The following is a 16,600-nucleotide window of genomic DNA, read 5'->3' on the forward strand; positions in this document are numbered from 1 at the left end:
CTATCTCCTCTTGTGGGTCTCGATGGCCTCGTGGTAGGCCTCGACGGTCCGCTTGGCCACGACGTGCCAGGTGAAGCGCTCCATCACACGGTCGTATCCCGCCTTGCCCACGCGCTCACGCTCCTCGGGGGAGTCGTGCAGGCGGCGCAGCACCGCGGCCAGCTCCTCGGCGTCGCCCGGCGGCACCTGGACGGCCGCGTCGCCGACGACCTCGGGCAGGGCGCCCGTCCGGCTGGCCACCAGGGGCGTGCCGCAGGCCATGTGCTCGACGGCGGGCAGCGAGAACCCCTCGTACAGCGAGGGCACCACCGAGATCTCCGAGGTGGCGATCAGCTCGCCCAGCTCCTCGTCGGAGATGCCGTGCACGAAACGTACGCGGTCCTGCAGCGACAACTCCTGCACGAGCTGCTCGGTGGGGCCGCCGGGAGTGGGTTTGCTGACGACGGTGAGATGTACGTCGCGCTCGGTGGCCACCTTGGCCACGGCGCGCAGCAGGGTCGCGACGCCCTTCATGGGCGAGTCCGCGCTGGCCACCGCCACGATCGAGCCCTTGCGCCTGGGCTTGCCGGGGCGCGGGTGGAAGTAGCGGGTGTCCACGCCGAGCGGGATCAGCCGCATGTTGGCCTGCGGGACGTTGAAGTCGCGGTGGATGTCGGCCAGTGACGACTCGCTGACGGTCAGGATCGGGCTGAGCCGGGGCGCGACGCGCGCCTGCATCTTCACGAACCCGTACCAGCGGCGCATGGTCAGCTTCTTCGCGCCGACGGCGGCCTCCAGCTCGATGCGCCGGTCCACGCTGATCGGGTGGTGGATGGTGCCGACCACGGGGAACAACTTCTTGATCCCGAGCAGGCCGTACCCGAGGGTCTGGTTGTCCTGGACGACGTCGAAGTCGCCGACCCGCTTCTTCAGCTCGCGGTAGGCGCGCAGCGTGAACGTCAGCGGCTCGGGGAACCCGGCCGTCCACATCGTGCCGACCTCGAGCCAGTCGATCCAGTCTCGGTATTCGTCCAGCTTGGGGGTTCTGAACGGGTCCTCGTCGCGGTAGAGGTCCAGGCTGGGCACCTCGCGCAGGATGACGCCCTCGTCCAGCTCGGGGTAGGGCTGGCCGGAGAACACCTCGACGTGGTGCCCGAGCGCGACCAGCTCGCGGCTCAGGTGGCGGAGGTACACGCCCTGGCCGCCACAGGTGGGCTTGCTGCGGTAGGACAGCAGCGCGATCCGCAGCGTTCGCTCCCGCACGGACACCCCTCTCCACCGAGTGAGATCGTAAATGTTGACCTTAGCCCGAGAAGGCTACCATTCGGTAGGTCGGCTGGAATTGTTCACATTCGGGCTGGCAGGCCGTGCGAACTGCGACGTTGCTGTGACCGAGCGTGGTTCGGTGGAACACGTTCTAGGTCGCTTGGTGCTCATTCCGGGCACATAGCTGTACATTCCCGTCCCAAAGGGATGCGGTTCGCGATAGTGGGAGGACCCCTTGGCCAGGCGCGCTCTGATCACCGGCATCACCGGCCAGGACGGTTCCTACCTGGCGGAGCACCTGCTCGAGCAGGGGTATGAGGTCTGGGGGCTGGCCCGGGGGCAGGCGAATCCGCGCGTGTCCCGGATGCGCAAGCTGCTCGCCGACGTGCGGGTGGTGCGGGGTGATCTGCTGGACCAGGGCTCGCTGATCTCGGCTGTGGAACGGGTTCAGCCGGACGAGGTGTACAACCTGGGCGCGATCTCGTTCGTCCCCATGTCGTGGGAGCAGGCCGAGCTCACGGCCGAGGTGACCGGGATGGGCGTGCTGCGCATGCTGGAGGCCATCCGGGTGTGCTCGGGCGTGTCGCGGGGCGGGGGTTCGGGTGCCTCCGGACAGATCCGCTTTTATCAGGCTTCGTCATCCGAGATGTTCGGCCAGGTCAGCGAGACCCCGCAGAACGAGCGCACCGCCTTCCACCCGCGCTCCCCGTACGGCGTCGCCAAGGCCTACGGGCACTTCCTCACCCAGAACTACCGCGAGTCGTACGGCATGTTCGCCGTGTCCGGGATCCTGTTCAACCACGAGTCGCCGCGCCGGGGCGCCGAGTTCGTCACCAGGAAGGTGTCGCTCGGGGTGGCCAGGATCAAGCTCGGGCTGGCTGCGGAGCTGCGGCTGGGCAACCTGGAGGCCAGGCGGGACTGGGGGTTCGCCGGCGACTACGTGAAGGCCATGCACCTCATGCTCCAGACCGGCACCCCCGAGGACTACGTGATCGGCACCGGGCGGATGAAGTCGGTGCGGGAGCTGGTGGAGGCGGCCTTCACCGCGGCGGGGCTGGACTGGGAGCAGTACGTGGTGACCGACCAGACCCTGCACCGGCCGGCGGAGGTCGATCTGCTGTGCGCCGATCCCAAGAAGGCGCGGGTGCAGCTGGGGTGGGAGCCGCGGGTGTCGTTCGACGAGCTCGTCGCGATGATGGTCGAGTCCGACCTGCGACTCCTCACCGACGGCGGCGACCCCGATCAGGACAGCTCCTGGCCATAAACGCCTTTCCTCGAGAACCGCACCGTATTTCGCATGGAAGCCGGGATCCTCATGCATTCGTCGAGCGAAAGATACGGCAAACAATAGGCGCGCAGGTGAAACCCATCAAACGCCACCCTTTGCTTGCCAATGGGTGACCTCACCCGTTTGCTGTTACTAACGTGGCGAGTTGAGTGACCTAGAGGGTCACAGATCGATCGGCATCCCGGGAGACCGATTCAACCGTCTGCCCCGGCCGTTCTGGCCCAAGGGGCGAATCTCATCGCGGTACGGAGTATCTCCATGTTCAAGGAAGCCCTTGCGGGGGGCGCATTGGTGGCCGCTGCCCTCGTCGCCCCGGCGACGATGCCGGCGCAAGCCGCCGCTGCCACTCCGACGATTCAGGTCGCAGAGTCCGCTGCACATCCGTGCAAATTCCACCCGAATCCTCAGAGGTGCCGAAATCTAGATCATCCGCAGCCCTGGGGTCACAACCTTCGGAAGCAGCAACAGCAGCAGCAGCAACAGCAGCAGCAGCAGCAGCAACAGCAACAGCAGCAGCAACAGCAGCAGCAACAGCAGCAACAACAGCAGCAGCAACAACAGCAGCAACAACAGCAGCAGCAACAACAGCAGCAGCAACAGCAGCAGCAACAGCAACAACAGCAGCAATAGGAGGTTGACTATTAGGCAGCTGGATACTTCTTTCAGCGCCATTCCGCCCCATGAGGAAGTCGCCTCATGGGGCGGCCTGTGTTCAAGGCCGGGTGTCTCCTATCCGCAGATGCTCGAAGAGCGGAGCCTGGAAGCCCTCACGGCTGCGGGCGCCGACCTATCGCCTGGGTGGAGATGCCGTCGTCCATGCGTGGGGTGACACGCTGTCCGCGGCTTGGCGGTAGGCGCCCGGGGTGAGGCCGAAACAGCGGGTGAACCAGCGGGTGAGGTGGCTCTGGTCGGCGAAGCCCGTCTGCGCCGCCGCCTCTGAGCGCGGTTCCGGCGGCTATGAGGGTCCGGGCTCTTCTCAGGCGCAGCTGGCGCTGGTAGTCGCTGGGCGGGAGGCCGTACTCCGCTTGGAAGGCGCGGTAGACGGCGTAGCGGCTGGCGCCTGTGGCCCTCGCCAGGTCCTCGATGGTGAGATCTTCGGTCATGCGGTCGTCGAGGAGCTGCCTGGCTTGTCTGGCGATCGTCGCCGACCTGCCGGGTCTGGCCGGGCCGGGGAGCCGCCTCGACGCGGCGCGGTGGACGATGCGGGAGATCGTGGCCGTGAGGAGCTCGTCGCGGCGCAGGGCCGTCGCGCCGTCGTCGAGGAGGGCCGCGTGGAGAGCGCGCAGGGCGGTCGCCAAGGGCGCGTCGCGCACCACGGGGGCCGTGAAGAGCGGCAGGCCCGTACGATGGCCCGTCACGTCCGAGAGGGCCGCCGAGACGAGCTCAGGGCCTATGTGGAGCATCCTGTACGTGAAGCCGAGGGTGTTCGCGGCGTGGCCGTCGTGGGCGTCGTCCGGGTTGAAGGCCATGACCATGCCAGCCGCGCTCGTGTGGGCCGCGCCCCGGCAGGTGAACGACTGCGCGCCGGTCTCCGTCACGCCGAAGGAGTAGGTCTCGTGGCTGTGGCGGTGGTACACGTGCCGCTCGAAGTGGGCGTGCATGGCCTCCAGCGGCCGGTCGGGCGACCGCCAGTATCGGGACCAGTCATGCGGCATCCCCTCATTGTCCCGCAGTCATTGACAAGTCAGATTTTTACGTAAAGGATAGTTTTTGCGATGAGAGATGTCCTGTACCTCGAAGAGATCGAGCAGGCCGAGGCGCTGCTCAAGCCGCAGCGCGTGGAGGTGCTGCGGCAGCTGGCCGAGCCGCGTACGTGCTCGGAGGTCGCCGAGCGGCTCGGGCAGACGCCGCAACGGGTCTACTACCACGTCAAGCGCCTGGTCGAGGCCGGGCTGGTGGAGCTGGTGTCCGAGCGCAAGGTGCGCGGGATCTCGGAGGGGATCTACCGGGCCGGCGCGCGCTCGTACTGGTTGTCGCCGCGCCTCGTCGGCCGGATCGGCGGGCTGCGCAAGGCACGTGACGAGCTCAGCCTCGGCTATCTGCTCGACCTCGTGGAGGAGGTCCAGGCCGACATCGCGGCGCTCGACAGGTCCGCGCCCGAGCTGCCGTCCATCGGCCTGTCGGGCGAGATCCGCGTACGACCGGAGGATCGCCAGGAGTTCCTGACCGAGCTGCGGACCACGCTGCAGGAGCTGTTCACGCGTTACGGCGGGGCCGAGGGCGACGCCTTCAAGCTCGCCCTCGTCTGCTACCCCAAGATCGAGCCATCACAGGGAGAAGACCATGACTGAGCCCATGACCCTGCGTGCCCGCGTCCAGGGGCCGCTCAAGGAAGTGCGGCAGGCGCTCACCGATCCGGCCGTGATGCGGATCTGGCTGGCCGAGCACGCAGAGGTGGAGTTGCCCGGCCGGTTCGGGTTCTGGGGGCGCACCACGCCCGAAGGCGACGCGCCGCACCAGCGGCTGGTGCACGCCGACGAGCGTACGGTGCGGTTCTCGTGGCTGCTCGACGGAGAGGAGACCACCACCGAGTTCACGCTAGAGGAGGAGAGCGCGGACGTCACCGTCGTGACGGTGTCCCAGACGCACTGGGACTTCCAGGACGTCATCACGGGCAAGAGCATCCGGGGCGTGCTGCAGACGTACTGGTGCCAGGCCCTGGCGAACCTGGCCGAGCACTTCGAGGGGCGCGAGCTCACGCCCAGGGCCGACTACACCTCGGCGGAGATGCGGGCCGAGGTCACGATCGACGCCTCGCCCTCCGACGTGTTCGACTCGTTGATCGATTCGGAGAAGGTGACGCGGTGGTTCGGCTTCCCGATCGAGATCGAGCCGTACGTGGGTGGGCGGTTCGCGATGGGCGGTCTGGCCAACGACCCGAACCCGGCGAAGGTGCTGGAGCTGGACCCCGGCCGTAGGTTCTCGCTGGGCTGGGGCGGCGGCACCGGTGTCGGGACGTGGGAGCTGGAGGGGTCCGGCGGGAAGACGCGGCTGACGCTGGTGCAGAGCGGGTTCGACGGGGAGCGGCCGCCGTACGCGGCGTGGGGCGGCATCCTGGCTGGAGTGGCTGAGCTGCGGCGCTACCACGAGGTGCCCGGTTGGCGGCCGGTCATAATGGCCTAGCGCGGACCGCACCAGCGTTCAAGACCCGGCCGGGGGCGGACGTGAAGACTTGCCGTCATGCGATTCGACACCAAGATCGGAATTGTGGTCCGTGCGGATCTGGCCGCGTGGCAGCGCCTCAACGTCACCGCCTTCCTGGCCGGCGCGGTGGCGGGCGGCGCCCCGGAGACCGTCGGGGAGCCGTACGAGGACGGGTCGGGTAACGCGTACCTGGCGATGTTCCGGCAGCCCGTGGTGGTTTACGTGGGCGGTCTGGAGGACTTGCGGGCCGTTCGGGAGAAGGCGGTGGGCCGGGGGATGGCGGTGGCCGTGTACGTCGAGGAGATGTTCAAGACCGGGCACGATGCGGACAATCGGGCGGTCGTGCGGGCGGTGGGAGCGGATGAGCTGGCACTGGTGGGGCTGGCGGTCTATGGGCCCAGGAACGGCGTGGACAAGATCCTGAAGGGCCTCGCCCTGCACCCTTGAGCCGCCCCAGGTACGCATCTTTGAGCCGGCCCGCTGGACTTGGCCCTGAGGCGGCCCAGGGCGCGCATCTTTGAGCTGGCCTGCAGGACCTGCACCTTGAGCTGGCCCGCCAGGACCTGTACTTAAGGGAACCCCACACCCTCATCTGAGCTTCTCGATTGCCTTCCCCGAACCTTTTCCACAGAATCCCGTTCGGCCTCTCGGCGCAGCGTCGCATCCCGGCACCCTTGGCGCCATGAACAAGTCCTTCGCCGACCGTGTCAGGCACATCACCCGCGCCGTCCCTCGGGCCGTCGCATGCCGCCAGACGGCCGCGTACATCTGGGGCCTCGATGTCACGTCGTCCCCCGGCGACGACTGGCCCGTCGAACTGACCGCCCCCACCCACCTGGCAGTCCCCGGTTGCGTCACGCATGTGGTGCCGCTGCCGGACGATGACGTCACTGAGCACGCGGGCGTCCGCATCACCACCATGGAACGCACGGCTCTCGACTGCGCCCGCTGGTTGCCCCGCATGGAGGGCGTGGCGATCCTCGACCAGTTCGCCAGGCGGGGAGTCGATCTGATGCGTTGTGGCACCGCGCCCTCAACACCTGGCGCGTCCGCGACACCCTCAGCCTGGCCGACCCAGGAGCCGCCTCTCCCAGGGAGAGCTGGCTCAGGGTCATCCTCGTGGAGGGCGGCCTCCCCAGACCCACCACCCAGATCCGGGTCGACCTGGGCGGCGACCGCTACGCACGGCTCGATCTGGGCTGGGAGGAGTTCAACGTCGCGGTCGAATACGACGGCCAGCAGCACCACACCTCGGCGATCGACCAGCTACGCGACACGGATCGCCGGGACGAGCTACGGCGGCGGGGCTGGCGGGTGATCGCCGTCCGCAGAGACGTCATCCCCGGCCAGATCGCCGATCTCCTCCACCACGTGGCCGACGCCTTGATCGAGCGGGGCTGGCAACCCGGGCCGGACGGCATGACCCGCATCCTGCGCCGCATCCGCGCCGCCCGCCGCGGCTCCCACTACACACCAGCCCCCCGAACCCGCCGCCACCATCACGACCTTGCCTAACCGCCCGGGCCTCGCAGCCGACATCACAACCGTGGCTGTGGTCAGGGTCAGCCGGTGAGGGCTCGGGTGGTCAGGATCAGACGGTGCAGGGCTCGTGTGGTCAGGATCAGAGGGTGCAGGGCTCGGGTGGTCAGGGATCAGCCGATGGTGACTGGGAGTTCCTTGATGCCGTTGATGAAGTTCGAGCGGAGGCGGCGGGCCGGGCCGGACTGGCGGAGGCGGGGGTGGCGGCGGGCCAGTTGTTCGAAGAGGACGCGGAGTTCCAGCTTGGCGAGGTGGTTGCCCAGGCAGAAGTGGGCGCCGCCACCGCCGAAGCCGATGTGCGGGTTCGGGTGGCGTCCGATGTCGAAGACCTCGGCGTCGGGGAAGACGGAGGTGTCGCGGTTGGCGGAGCCGTAGAAGACGACGACCTTGTCGTCGGCCTTGATCGGTTGCCCGCCGAGCACCTGATCCGTCGTGGACGTGCGGCGGAACAGGTTGACCGGGGAGACCCAGCGGACGATCTCGTCGGCGGCGGTCGTGGCGAGCGTGGGGTCGGCCACGAGGCGGTCCCACTGGTCGGGGTGCTCGAAGAGGGCGAGCATGCCGCCGGAGGCCGCGTTGCGCGTGGTCTCGTTGCCGGCGACCACCAGGAGGAGCACGAAGAGGTCGAATTCGTTCTCGTCGAGGGTTTCGCCGTTCTCGTCGGGCTGGAGGAGCTTGGTGACGATGTCGTTCTGTGGGTTGGCCCTGCGCTGTGCGGCCAGCTGGTTGGCGTAGGCGTAGACCTCCATGGCCGCGCCGGAGCCCTCCTCGGGGCTGGAGGCGTAGTCGGGGTCCTGGGCGCCGATCATGCGGTTGGACCAGGCGAACACCTTGTCGCGGTCGGACACGGGCGCGCCGAGCAGTTCGCAGATCACGTAGAGGGGCAGGGGCGCGGCGACCTCGGTGACGAAGTCGATCTCGCCCGAGCACTTGTCGAGGAGGTCATCGCAGATGTCGCGGATGTGTTGTTCGAGTGCGCCGATCGTGCGCGGGGTGAAGCCCCGGTTGACGAGGGAGCGGCGGCGCGTGTGCTCGGGCGGGTCCTGGTTGAGCATCATGAGCCGTTGCATCGCGATCTGGTCGTCCCCCAGCTCCTCGAACAGGGCGAGCTTCCGATGCGAGGAGAACAGGTCGGAGTGGCGGGAGACGTGCACGACGTCGTCGTAGCGGGTGACGGCCCAGAATCCGGGCTCGCCCTCGTGCCAGTGAACGGGGGAGTTCGCGCGCAGCCAGGCGAACTGGTCGTGCGGTGGTCCGGCGGTGGCGTAGCGGTCCCTGTCGACGAGGTCGATGTGCACCCGATTCACCTCTTGATCAAGCGCTTGGTTAGAGCGTACTGAAACGTGTTCTATTACGTCCCTGTACGACCGTCAAGGAGCCCGATGGACACTTCACGGGTACTTCGCAGGTGCTCGACAGGCCTGTTCGACCTCCGATGTCTTTCCGCCTGCCCCATTTCCAGGATGTGAAACCGGCTGTCAGGGCGGTAAACCCGCTTCACATGCTCTGGTTCTCCCTTTTGGGGGGTATGTCCAGGTCACGGATCGGATGTTTCGTTCTCCTCACCCTTGACACGCGCCATTCGATCGCAAGAGCATCATGGAACGAGACATCCGATGTATATGTGAAGGATGCGGTGTGAAGCTGCTGCGAGTAGGACCTGTCGGACAGGAACGGCCGGTGGTGCTGGACGACGCCGGTAACCTGCGCGACATCGGTGAGCCCGAGATCGACGGGGCTTTCCTCGCCTCCGGGGGAGTGGCGCGCGTCCGTGAGGCGCTCGAGCGCGGTGACCTGCCGGTTGTCGACGCCGAGGGGCTGCGCATCGGCGCCCCCATCGCGCGTCCGGGAAAGATCGTCTGCATCGGCCTGAACTACAGCGACCACGCCGCCGAGTCCGGCGCGGAGGTGCCGGCCGAGCCCGTCGTGTTCATGAAGGCCCCCAACACCGTGATAGGCCCGTACGACGAGGTGCTCGTCCCGCGGGGCAGCGTGAAGACCGACTGGGAGGTCGAGCTGGCCGTCGTCATCGGCCGGGAGGCCCGCTATCTGGGCGGAAGGGAGGAGGCGCAGGAGGTGATCGCCGGTTACGCGATCTCCAACGACGTCTCCGAGCGCGAGTTCCAGCTCGAGCGCGGTGGGCAGTGGGACAAGGGTAAGTCGTGCGAGACGTTCAACCCGCTCGGCCCCTGGCTGGTGACCGCGGACGAGGTGGGCGACCCGCAGAACCTGCCGCTGCGCCTGTGGGTGAATGGCGAGCAACGCCAGGACGGCGACACCAAGAACATGATCTTCGATGTGCTGGAGATCGTGCGGTATCTCAGCCAGTTCATGGTGCTGGAGCCGGGCGACGTGATCAACACGGGCACGCCCGCCGGCGTGGCGCTGGGGATGCCGGGGCAGCCGTACCTGCGGTCCGGTGACGTGATGGAGCTGGAGATCGAAGGGCTGGGGCGGCAGCGGCAGACGGTGGGGCAGGCATGACCGGGGCAGCAGGCACGTACAAGATCGTCGGGATGGAGACGCACGACGTGCGGTTTCCGACGTCGCGCGAGCTCGACGGCTCCGACGCGATGAATCCCGATCCCGACTACTCCGCGGCCTACGTCGTCCTGAAGACCGACGACGGGTTCGAGGGGCACGGGTTCGCGTTCACGATCGGGCGCGGCAACGACGTCCAGACGACCGCCATCCACGCGCTCGAGTCGTACGTGGTGGGCAAGGACGTCGAAGACCTCGGCGCTCTGTACAAGAGCATGGTCAACGACTCGCCGCTGCGGTGGCTGGGGCCGGAGAAGGGCGTCATGCACATGGCGATCTCCGCCGTGGTCAACGCCCTGTGGGATCTCAAGGCCAAGCGGGCGGGCAAGCCGGTGTGGCGGCTGCTGTCCGAGATGTCCCCGGAGGAGATCGTCGATCTCATCGACTTCCGCTACCTGAGCGACGCGCTGACCAGGGAAGACGCCCTGGAGATCCTGCGCAACGCGGCGCCGGGGAAGGAGGAGCGGATCGCGCGGCTGCTCGAGACGGGCTATCCCGCGTACACCACCTCACCTGGCTGGCTCGGTTACGACGACGAGAAGTTGCGGCGGCTCTGCAAGGAGGCCCTCGACCAGGGGTTCGGGCAGATCAAGCTCAAGGTCGGCGCCGACCTCGACGACGATCGGCGCCGCTTCCGGGTGGCGAGGGAGGTCTGCGGCCCCGACTACCCGATCGCGATCGACGCCAACCAGCGCTGGGACGTCGGCTCGGGCATCGAGTGGATCAACGCGTTGCGTGAGTTCAACCCTTATTGGGTCGAGGAGCCCACCAGCCCGGACGACGTGCTCGGGCACGCCGCCATCGCCCGGGGCATCGACCCGATCCCGGTGGCCACCGGCGAGCACGTACAGAACCGCATCGTGTTCAAGCAGTTGCTGCAGGCGAACGCCATCTCCTACCTGCAGATCGACGCCGCCCGGGTCGGCGGGGTCAACGAGAACTTGGCGATCCTGCTGCTCGCGGCCAAGTTCGGAATCCCGGTGTGCCCGCACGCGGGCGGCGTGGGGCTGTGCGAGCTCGTGCAGCACCTGTCGATGTTCGACTACGTGGCGGTCACCGGGACGATGGAGGGGCGGGTGATCGAATACGTCGACCACCTGCACGAGCACTTCGTCGACCCGGTCGTCGTCCGCGACGGCCGGTACGTCGCCCCGACCGCGCCCGGCTTCAGCGCGGAGATGCACCCTGAGTCGATCTCCGCCCACACCTTCCCCCACGGTGCGGTCTGGAGGGACGCGTGAGCCCGCAGAATCCGATCCTCAAAGCGGTGGTGACCGGCGGCGGCTCGGGCATCGGCCTGGCCGCGGCCACCCTGCTCGCCGAGCGCGGCATGAAGGTCGCCTGTCTGGACCTCGCCCCGCCGGGCGAGCCGTTCATCGGGATCAAGGTGGACGTCACCGACGACGCCGGCGTGCGGGCCGCGGTGGCCGAGGCCGCCGAACGGCTGGGCGGCGGCATCGACGTGCTCATCAACAACGCGGGCATCGGAGCCCAGGGGACCATCGAGGACAACCCGGACTCCGAGTGGCACAAGGTGTTCGACGTCAACGTGCTGGGCATGGTCCGGGTGGCGCGGGCCGCGCTGCCGTACCTGCGGAGGTCCCAGCACGCCGCGATCGTCAACACCTGCTCGATCGCGGCCACGGCCGGCCTGCCCGACCGCGCGCTCTACAGCGCGACGAAGGGCGCGGTGCTGTCGCTGACGCTGGCGATGGCCGCGGATCACATTCGCGAGGGCATCCGGGTCAACTGCGTCAACCCGGGCACCGCCGACACCCCGTGGGTCGCCAGGTTGCTCGACGAGTCTCCGGACCCGGAGGCGGAGCGGGCCGCCCTCAACGCCAGGCAGCCAATGGGCCGCCTGGTCAGCGCGGAGGAGGTCGCCGCGGCGATCGCCTACCTCGCCAGCCCCGAGGCCGGTGCGACCACCGGGACCGCACTCGCGGTCGACGGCGGCATGCAGGGGCTCCGGATCCGGCCAATCAACTAAGGAAGGTAACCCCCCATGAAGTTCGGACGGGTGGTCGCGAGCGCGGCCCTGGTGGCGGTCGTCACCGCATGTGGCTCGGGAACGACGACGGCTGGAGGAGGAAGCGGCGGCGGGAAGATCGGCATCGATCACCCCCGAGCCGACTCCGACTTCTGGAACTCCTACATCAAGTACGTCCCGCAGATGGCGAGCGAGCTCAAGGTGGACCTCATGCCCGCCACGAACTCGCAGAACGACGTGTCGAAGCTGGTCAACAACGTGCAGGCGCTGGTCGGCCAGGGAGCCAAGGCGATCGTCATGGCCCCGCAGGACACCGGCGCCATCGCCAACTCGCTGCAGCAGCTCGAGAACAAGAAGATCCCCGTCGTGACCGTCGACACCCGGCCGGACAAGGGCAAGGTCTACATGGTCGTCCGCGCCGACAACCGCGCGTACGGCACCAAGGCGTGCGAGTTCCTCGGCGAGAAGCTCGGCGGCAAGGGCAAGGTCGTGCAGCTCCAGGGCGCGCTCAGCTCGATCAACGGCCGCGACAGGTCGGAGGCGTTCCTGGAGTGCATGAAGACCAAGTTCCCCGGCATCACGGTCTTCAGCGAGCCGACCGAGTGGGAGGGCAGCAAGGCCGCGTCCATGCTGCAGACCCGCCTGGAGCAAAACCCTGACATCAAGGGCATCTACATGCACGCGGGCGGTGTCCACCTGGCGCCGACGCTGCAGACGCTCAAGCAGAAGGGCGTGCTCGTCCCGTCGACCGACCCCAAGCACATCTTCGTGGTCTCCAACGACGGCATCCCGCAGGAGTACGAGGCGATCCGCAAGGGCGAGATCGACGCCACGGTGTCGCAGCCGGCCGACCTGTACGCCAAGTACGCCCTCTACTACGCCAAGGCGGCGCTGGAGGGCAAGACGTTCAAGCCGGGCCCGACGGACCACGACAGCACCATCATCCAGCTCCCCAACGGGCTGGAGGACCAGCTCCCCGCGCCGCTGGTCACGAAGGACAACGTGGACGACAAGAGCCTCTGGGGTAACCAGGTCAAGTAGATGAACATTCACGTTGAAGCCCGAAACGTCGTCAAGCGCTTCGGCCCGACCGTCGCGCTCGACGGCGCGAAGATCGCGATCGCCGAGGGCGAGACGCACGCGCTCGTCGGCCGGAACGGCGCGGGGAAGTCCACCCTGGTGTCGATCCTCACCGGGCTCCAGCGGCCTGACGAGGGCGAGGTGCTGTTCTCCGGAGAGGCGGCGCCCGCCCTCGCCGACCGCGACGCCTGGCGGCAGCGCGTCGCGTGCGTCTACCAGAAGTCCACGATCATCCCGTCGCTGACGGTCGCGGAGAACCTCTTCCTCAATCGCCAGACCGACGGCGCCGGGCCGATCAAGTGGTCCGCGCTGCGGGCCAGGGCGCGTGAGCTGCTGGACACGTACGAGGTGGACGTCGACGCCCAGGCGCTGGCCGGTGACCTGAGCGTCGAGCAGCGCCAGCTCGTGGAGATCGCCCGCGCGCTGTCGTTCGGCGCCCGGTTCATCATCCTCGACGAGCCGACCGCGAGGCTGGACGGGCCGGCCATCGAGCGGCTGTTCGCCCGCATGCGGTCGCTGCGCGAGCAGGGCGTCACGATGATGTACATCTCTCACCACCTGGACGAGGTCTACGAGATCTGCCAGAGCGTCACGGTCTTCCGCGACGCCCGGCACATCATGACCAGGCCGGTGGCCGACCTGCCGCACGACGAGCTGGTGGCCGCGATGACCGGCGAGGCCACGGCCGCGTACGAGTCCCGCTCCCGGACACCGGGCGACAAAGTGGTGCTGTCGGCTGAGAACCTCTCACTCGATGGCCGCTACACAGATATCGATATTTCGGTTAAATCGGGCGAGGTTGTCGGCCTCGCCGGCTCCGCGAGCAGTGGCAAGGTCGGGCTGGCCGAGACGCTGGTCGGGCTGCGCAAGGCCGACTCGGGCACGGTCACGGTCAACGGCACGCGGGTCCGGCCGGGCGACGTGCCGTCGGCCATGAAGGCGGGGCTGGGGTTCGTGCCCGAGGACCGGCACCACGAGGGCTTCATCCCGTTGCTGTCCGTGGGAGAGAACGCCACGTTCCCGATCGCCCGGAAGCTGGGCCGGTACGGCCTCGTGTTCCCGGCGCGCCGCCGGGCCAAGGCCGAAGAGATGATCAAGACTCTGGACATCAAGACCGAAGGGCCCGATCAGCCGGTCGGCGACCTGTCCGGAGGGAACGCCCAGAAGGTGGTGTTCGCCCGGGCGCTCGTGGACGACCCGACGGTGCTGGTGGTGATCAACCCGACCGCCGGCGTGGACGTCAAGGCCAAGCAGGCACTGCTGGGCGCCGTCGAGGACGCGGTCGGGCGGGGAGCCGGGGCCATGGTGATCTCCGACGAGCCGGACGACCTGCGGATCTGCGACCGGGTGCTGGTGATGTTCCACGGCAGGATCGTGAAGGAAATGCCGCGTGGCTGGACGGACCACGAGCTCGTGGCCGTGATGGAAGGCATAGAAGATTGACCACTTTGTCACCGCCGATTCCTCGAGTACGACTGGCCAGGTTCCGTGACCTGACGCTCGTACCGGTGATCGTGATCCTGCTCGTCGTGGGCTCGCTCCTGGATCCGTACTTCCTGACCCTGGGCAACCTGACGAACGTGCTCCAGCAGCAGGCGGCGATCTCGCTCCTCGTGCTGGCCGAGGCCATGATCCTCATCGCCGGGAAGTTCGACCTGTCGCTGGAGTCGACGGTCGGCACCGCGCCCGCCATCGCGGTGATGCTGGTGATCCCGGTGTCGGCCGGCGGGTTCGGGATCGGGCTGCCCGGGGCGCTGGCGATCCCGCTCGCGCTGCTGATCGGCGCGGCCATCGGCGCCTTCAACGGGTTTCTGATCATCAGGTTCCAGCTGTCGGCGTTCATCGTCACGCTGGCCATGTTGATCATCGTGCACGGGTTCCTGCTCGGGCCGACCGAGGGCAAGACGCTGTTCCAGTTGCCCGACTCGATCAACTACCTGGGCAGCGCCACGTGGCTCGGACTGCCCGCGTCCATCTGGATCGCCGGGCTGCTGTTCGCGGTCGGCATCTTCGGTCTCGGCTACCTCCGGATCGGGAGGGCGCTGTACGCCATCGGCGGCAACACCGACGCCGCCCGTGCCGCCGGCATCCGGGTGGACCGGGTGCTGTACGGCGTGTTCATCGTGGGCGGGACGCTGGCCGCGCTGGCCGGCCTGCTGGAGACCGGGCGCCTCGGGGCGATCGGCAACAACATGGGCGTCGGCTGGATCTTCATGGTGTTCGCCGCTGCCGTCATCGGCGGCGTCAGCATGGACGGCGGCAAGGGCACGATCCTCGGCGCGCTCACCGGTGTGCTGGTGATCGGCCTGGTGCAGAACATCCTGACGCTCATCGGCGTCTCCGGCTTCTGGCAGCCGGTCATCTACGGCGGCATCATCCTGGTCGCGCTGATGATCAGCCGGATCGCGGGTGGAAAGGCACAAGATTGACGGCGCGTCCGGGGTGGTCACCTCCTGCTCGACGGGCTCCGGCGCGCCCCTTGGAGGCGCGGCCGGCCGGAGATCCACGAGGCCGGGTGCTCGCGGTCCTCAGCGGCGGAGGGCTGCCCGGACGACGGCCGGGACCGCCGCTGGAGTTCTCCGCCCCGACGGCGCGGCCGAAGCTCTTGGGCGTGCCGCGTGCTCCGCGCCCGCCCGTACTCTGTCGGCCGCGGGAATGCGCACCGCCGCCCCCGATCACGGGCGCGACGTCGCGGGGCGGGCCGTGCTGGACGGCTCAGGGGCTCCATGCGGAGTGATGACGACATTCGTGGATCGTTGTTCGGGAGGTGCGGTGTGCTGGTGACGCTCAGGGGTTGCCGTTCGGGAGGTGCGGTGTGATTGAGCTGCCCAGGCACGGATTCGGGGGCGCGCCGATCGGCAACCTGTTCCAGGAGGTGTCGGAGGAGCAGGCCCGGGCCACCGTCGACGCGGCGTGGGAGAGCGGCGTGCGCCTGTTCGACACGGCGCCGCACTACGGGCTGGGCCTGTCGGAGCGGCGCCTCGGGGCGGCGCTCGCCGGCCGCTCGGGCTACGTCCTGTCGACGAAGGTCGGCCGCCTGCTCGTCCCCTCGCCGTCCCCTTCCGGCCGCGATCAGGAGGGCTTCGACGTGCCCGCCCAGCTGGAGCGGGTGTGGGACTTCTCCCGGGACGGCGTACGCAGGTCGCTGGAGGAGTCCATGACACGGCTGGGCCTCCCGGCCGTCCACATCGCACTCATCCACGACCCCGACGACCACGTGGAGCAGGCGCTCGGCGAGGCGTACCCGGCGCTGGCCGAGCTGCGGGCCGAGGGCGTGGTGCAGGCGATCGGCGTCGGCATGAACCAGTGGCAGGTGCCGCTGCGTTTCGTCGAGGAGACCGACATCGACGTCGTCATGCTCGCGGGGCGCTACACCCTGCTCGACCAGTCCGGCCTGCCGCTGCTGGAGGCGTGCGCGGAACGCGGTGTCAAGGTGCTGGCGGCCGGTGTCTTCAACAGCGGGATCCTGGCCACCCCCAAGCCGTCGGGCACCTACAACTATCAGCCGGCTCCGGCGCCGCTGGTGGAGCGGGCCACCCGGATCGCCGAGGTCTGCGAACGCCACGGCGTCTCCCTGCCCCAGGCCGCCATGGCCTTCCCCCTGCGCCACCCGGCCATCGCCACGATCGTCCTTGGCGCCCGCACCCCGGAGGAGGTCACCACCAACGCCGCCCTGTGGTCGCAGCCGGTTCCTGAGGTGTTGTGGGAGGACCTGGAGTCTGGAGGGCTGCTGTCCAAGGAAAGATAGAACCACTACGCCGTGCCGCCGCAGG

At 68.4% G+C, this 16,600-nt stretch carries 16 protein-coding genes; 12 read left to right on the forward strand and 4 right to left on the reverse strand.

Annotated elements, in window-relative coordinates:
* Window positions 1-1,248 (reverse strand): glycosyltransferase family 4 protein, encoded by a 1,248-nt coding sequence (locus ID574_RS25475; protein ID WP_188191498.1) that lies wholly within the window; start codon window positions 1,246-1,248, stop codon window positions 1-3.
* A 232-nt stretch (window positions 1,249-1,480) separates the two neighbouring features.
* Here ID574_RS25475 and ID574_RS25480 point away from each other — a divergent pair, with 232 nt between their 5' ends.
* The gene (locus ID574_RS25480; protein ID WP_188191499.1) at window positions 1,481-2,509 is read left to right on the forward strand and encodes a GDP-mannose 4,6-dehydratase; all 1,029 of its coding nucleotides are present in this window, start codon (window positions 1,481-1,483) and stop codon (window positions 2,507-2,509) included.
* Window positions 2,510-2,953: 444 nt separating this feature from the next.
* Here the strand turns inward: ID574_RS25480 and ID574_RS25485 are convergent, their stop codons facing one another.
* Window positions 2,954-3,205, reverse strand: a complete 252-nt coding sequence (locus ID574_RS25485) for a hypothetical protein (RefSeq protein ID WP_188191500.1) — start codon at window positions 3,203-3,205, stop codon at window positions 2,954-2,956.
* Window positions 3,206-3,300: 95 nt separating this feature from the next.
* The gene (locus ID574_RS62865; protein WP_442939323.1) at window positions 3,301-4,188 is read right to left on the reverse strand and encodes an AraC family ligand binding domain-containing protein; all 888 of its coding nucleotides are present in this window, start codon (window positions 4,186-4,188) and stop codon (window positions 3,301-3,303) included.
* A gap of 60 nt (window positions 4,189-4,248) precedes the next feature.
* Between ID574_RS62865 and ID574_RS25495 the strand changes: the two genes are divergently transcribed.
* The 4 genes from ID574_RS25495 to ID574_RS25510 all read left to right on the forward strand — a co-directional run bounded on the left by ID574_RS25495 (window position 4,249) and on the right by ID574_RS25510 (window position 7,192).
* Window positions 4,249-4,824, forward strand: coding sequence for an ArsR/SmtB family transcription factor (locus ID574_RS25495; RefSeq protein ID WP_188191501.1), 576 nt, complete (start codon window positions 4,249-4,251; stop codon window positions 4,822-4,824).
* The gene (locus tag ID574_RS25500) at window positions 4,817-5,656 is read left to right on the forward strand and encodes an SRPBCC family protein (RefSeq protein WP_188191502.1); all 840 of its coding nucleotides are present in this window, start codon (window positions 4,817-4,819) and stop codon (window positions 5,654-5,656) included. Before ID574_RS25495 ends, ID574_RS25500 begins: the two co-directional genes overlap by 8 nt.
* A 57-nt stretch (window positions 5,657-5,713) precedes the next feature.
* Window positions 5,714-6,124, forward strand: a complete 411-nt coding sequence (locus tag ID574_RS25505) for a DUF2000 domain-containing protein (RefSeq protein WP_188191503.1) — start codon at window positions 5,714-5,716, stop codon at window positions 6,122-6,124.
* A 570-nt stretch (window positions 6,125-6,694) separates the two neighbouring features.
* Window positions 6,695-7,192: a DUF559 domain-containing protein gene (locus ID574_RS25510; protein ID WP_188191504.1), complete on the forward strand. Its 498-nt coding sequence runs from the start codon at window positions 6,695-6,697 to the stop codon at window positions 7,190-7,192.
* A gap of 137 nt (window positions 7,193-7,329) precedes the next feature.
* Here the strand turns inward: ID574_RS25510 and ID574_RS25515 are convergent, their stop codons facing one another.
* Window positions 7,330-8,514 (reverse strand): cytochrome P450, encoded by a 1,185-nt coding sequence (locus tag ID574_RS25515; protein WP_188191505.1) that lies wholly within the window; start codon window positions 8,512-8,514, stop codon window positions 7,330-7,332.
* A gap of 340 nt (window positions 8,515-8,854) precedes the next feature.
* Between ID574_RS25515 and ID574_RS25520 the strand changes: the two genes are divergently transcribed.
* The 7 genes from ID574_RS25520 to ID574_RS25550 all read left to right on the forward strand — a co-directional run bounded on the left by ID574_RS25520 (window position 8,855) and on the right by ID574_RS25550 (window position 16,575).
* Window positions 8,855-9,700, forward strand: coding sequence for a fumarylacetoacetate hydrolase family protein (locus ID574_RS25520; protein ID WP_188191506.1), 846 nt, complete (start codon window positions 8,855-8,857; stop codon window positions 9,698-9,700).
* A complete protein-coding gene (locus ID574_RS25525; protein WP_188191507.1) occupies window positions 9,697-10,998 on the forward strand; it encodes an L-fuconate dehydratase in 1,302 nt (433 codons plus the stop codon). Before ID574_RS25520 ends, ID574_RS25525 begins: the two co-directional genes overlap by 4 nt.
* On the forward strand, window positions 10,995-11,747 hold the full coding sequence (locus ID574_RS25530) for an SDR family NAD(P)-dependent oxidoreductase (RefSeq protein WP_223167058.1): 753 nt from the start codon (window positions 10,995-10,997) through the stop codon (window positions 11,745-11,747). Before ID574_RS25525 ends, ID574_RS25530 begins: the two co-directional genes overlap by 4 nt.
* A 15-nt stretch (window positions 11,748-11,762) precedes the next feature.
* Window positions 11,763-12,788, forward strand: a complete 1,026-nt coding sequence (locus tag ID574_RS25535; RefSeq protein WP_188191508.1) for a sugar ABC transporter substrate-binding protein — start codon at window positions 11,763-11,765, stop codon at window positions 12,786-12,788.
* A complete protein-coding gene (locus ID574_RS25540; protein WP_188191509.1) occupies window positions 12,789-14,270 on the forward strand; it encodes a sugar ABC transporter ATP-binding protein in 1,482 nt (493 codons plus the stop codon). It begins immediately after the preceding gene.
* 65 nt (window positions 14,271-14,335) lie between these two features.
* Window positions 14,336-15,256 carry an ABC transporter permease gene (locus tag ID574_RS25545; protein WP_223167059.1) on the forward strand — a complete coding sequence of 307 codons (921 nt, stop codon included), beginning with the start codon at window positions 14,336-14,338 and terminating at the stop codon, window positions 15,254-15,256.
* A gap of 386 nt (window positions 15,257-15,642) precedes the next feature.
* Entirely contained in the window at window positions 15,643-16,575 is a 933-nt protein-coding gene (locus tag ID574_RS25550) for an aldo/keto reductase (RefSeq protein WP_188191510.1), read from the forward strand.
* Window positions 16,576-16,600 lie beyond the last annotated feature (25 nt).

Origin of the sequence: Nonomuraea sp. SYSU D8015 (genome assembly GCF_008065375.1) — a bacterium.
Taxonomy (GTDB): Bacteria; Actinomycetota; Actinomycetes; order Streptosporangiales; family Streptosporangiaceae; genus Nonomuraea.

Coding starts and splice junctions, on each gene's coding strand:
- ID574_RS25485 (WP_188191500.1), bottom strand. CDS start 3,205: ATGGCGCTGAAAGAAGTATCCAGCTGCCTAATAGTCAACCTCCTATTG.
- ID574_RS62865 (WP_442939323.1), bottom strand. CDS start 4,188: ATGCCGCATGACTGGTCCCGATACTGGCGGTCGCCCGACCGGCCGCTG.
- ID574_RS25525 (WP_188191507.1), top strand. CDS start 9,697: ATGACCGGGGCAGCAGGCACGTACAAGATCGTCGGGATGGAGACGCAC.
- ID574_RS25535 (WP_188191508.1), top strand. CDS start 11,763: ATGAAGTTCGGACGGGTGGTCGCGAGCGCGGCCCTGGTGGCGGTCGTC.
- ID574_RS25540 (WP_188191509.1), top strand. CDS start 12,789: ATGAACATTCACGTTGAAGCCCGAAACGTCGTCAAGCGCTTCGGCCCG.
- ID574_RS25495 (WP_188191501.1), top strand. CDS start 4,249: ATGAGAGATGTCCTGTACCTCGAAGAGATCGAGCAGGCCGAGGCGCTG.
- ID574_RS25500 (WP_188191502.1), top strand. CDS start 4,817: ATGACTGAGCCCATGACCCTGCGTGCCCGCGTCCAGGGGCCGCTCAAG.
- ID574_RS25505 (WP_188191503.1), top strand. CDS start 5,714: ATGCGATTCGACACCAAGATCGGAATTGTGGTCCGTGCGGATCTGGCC.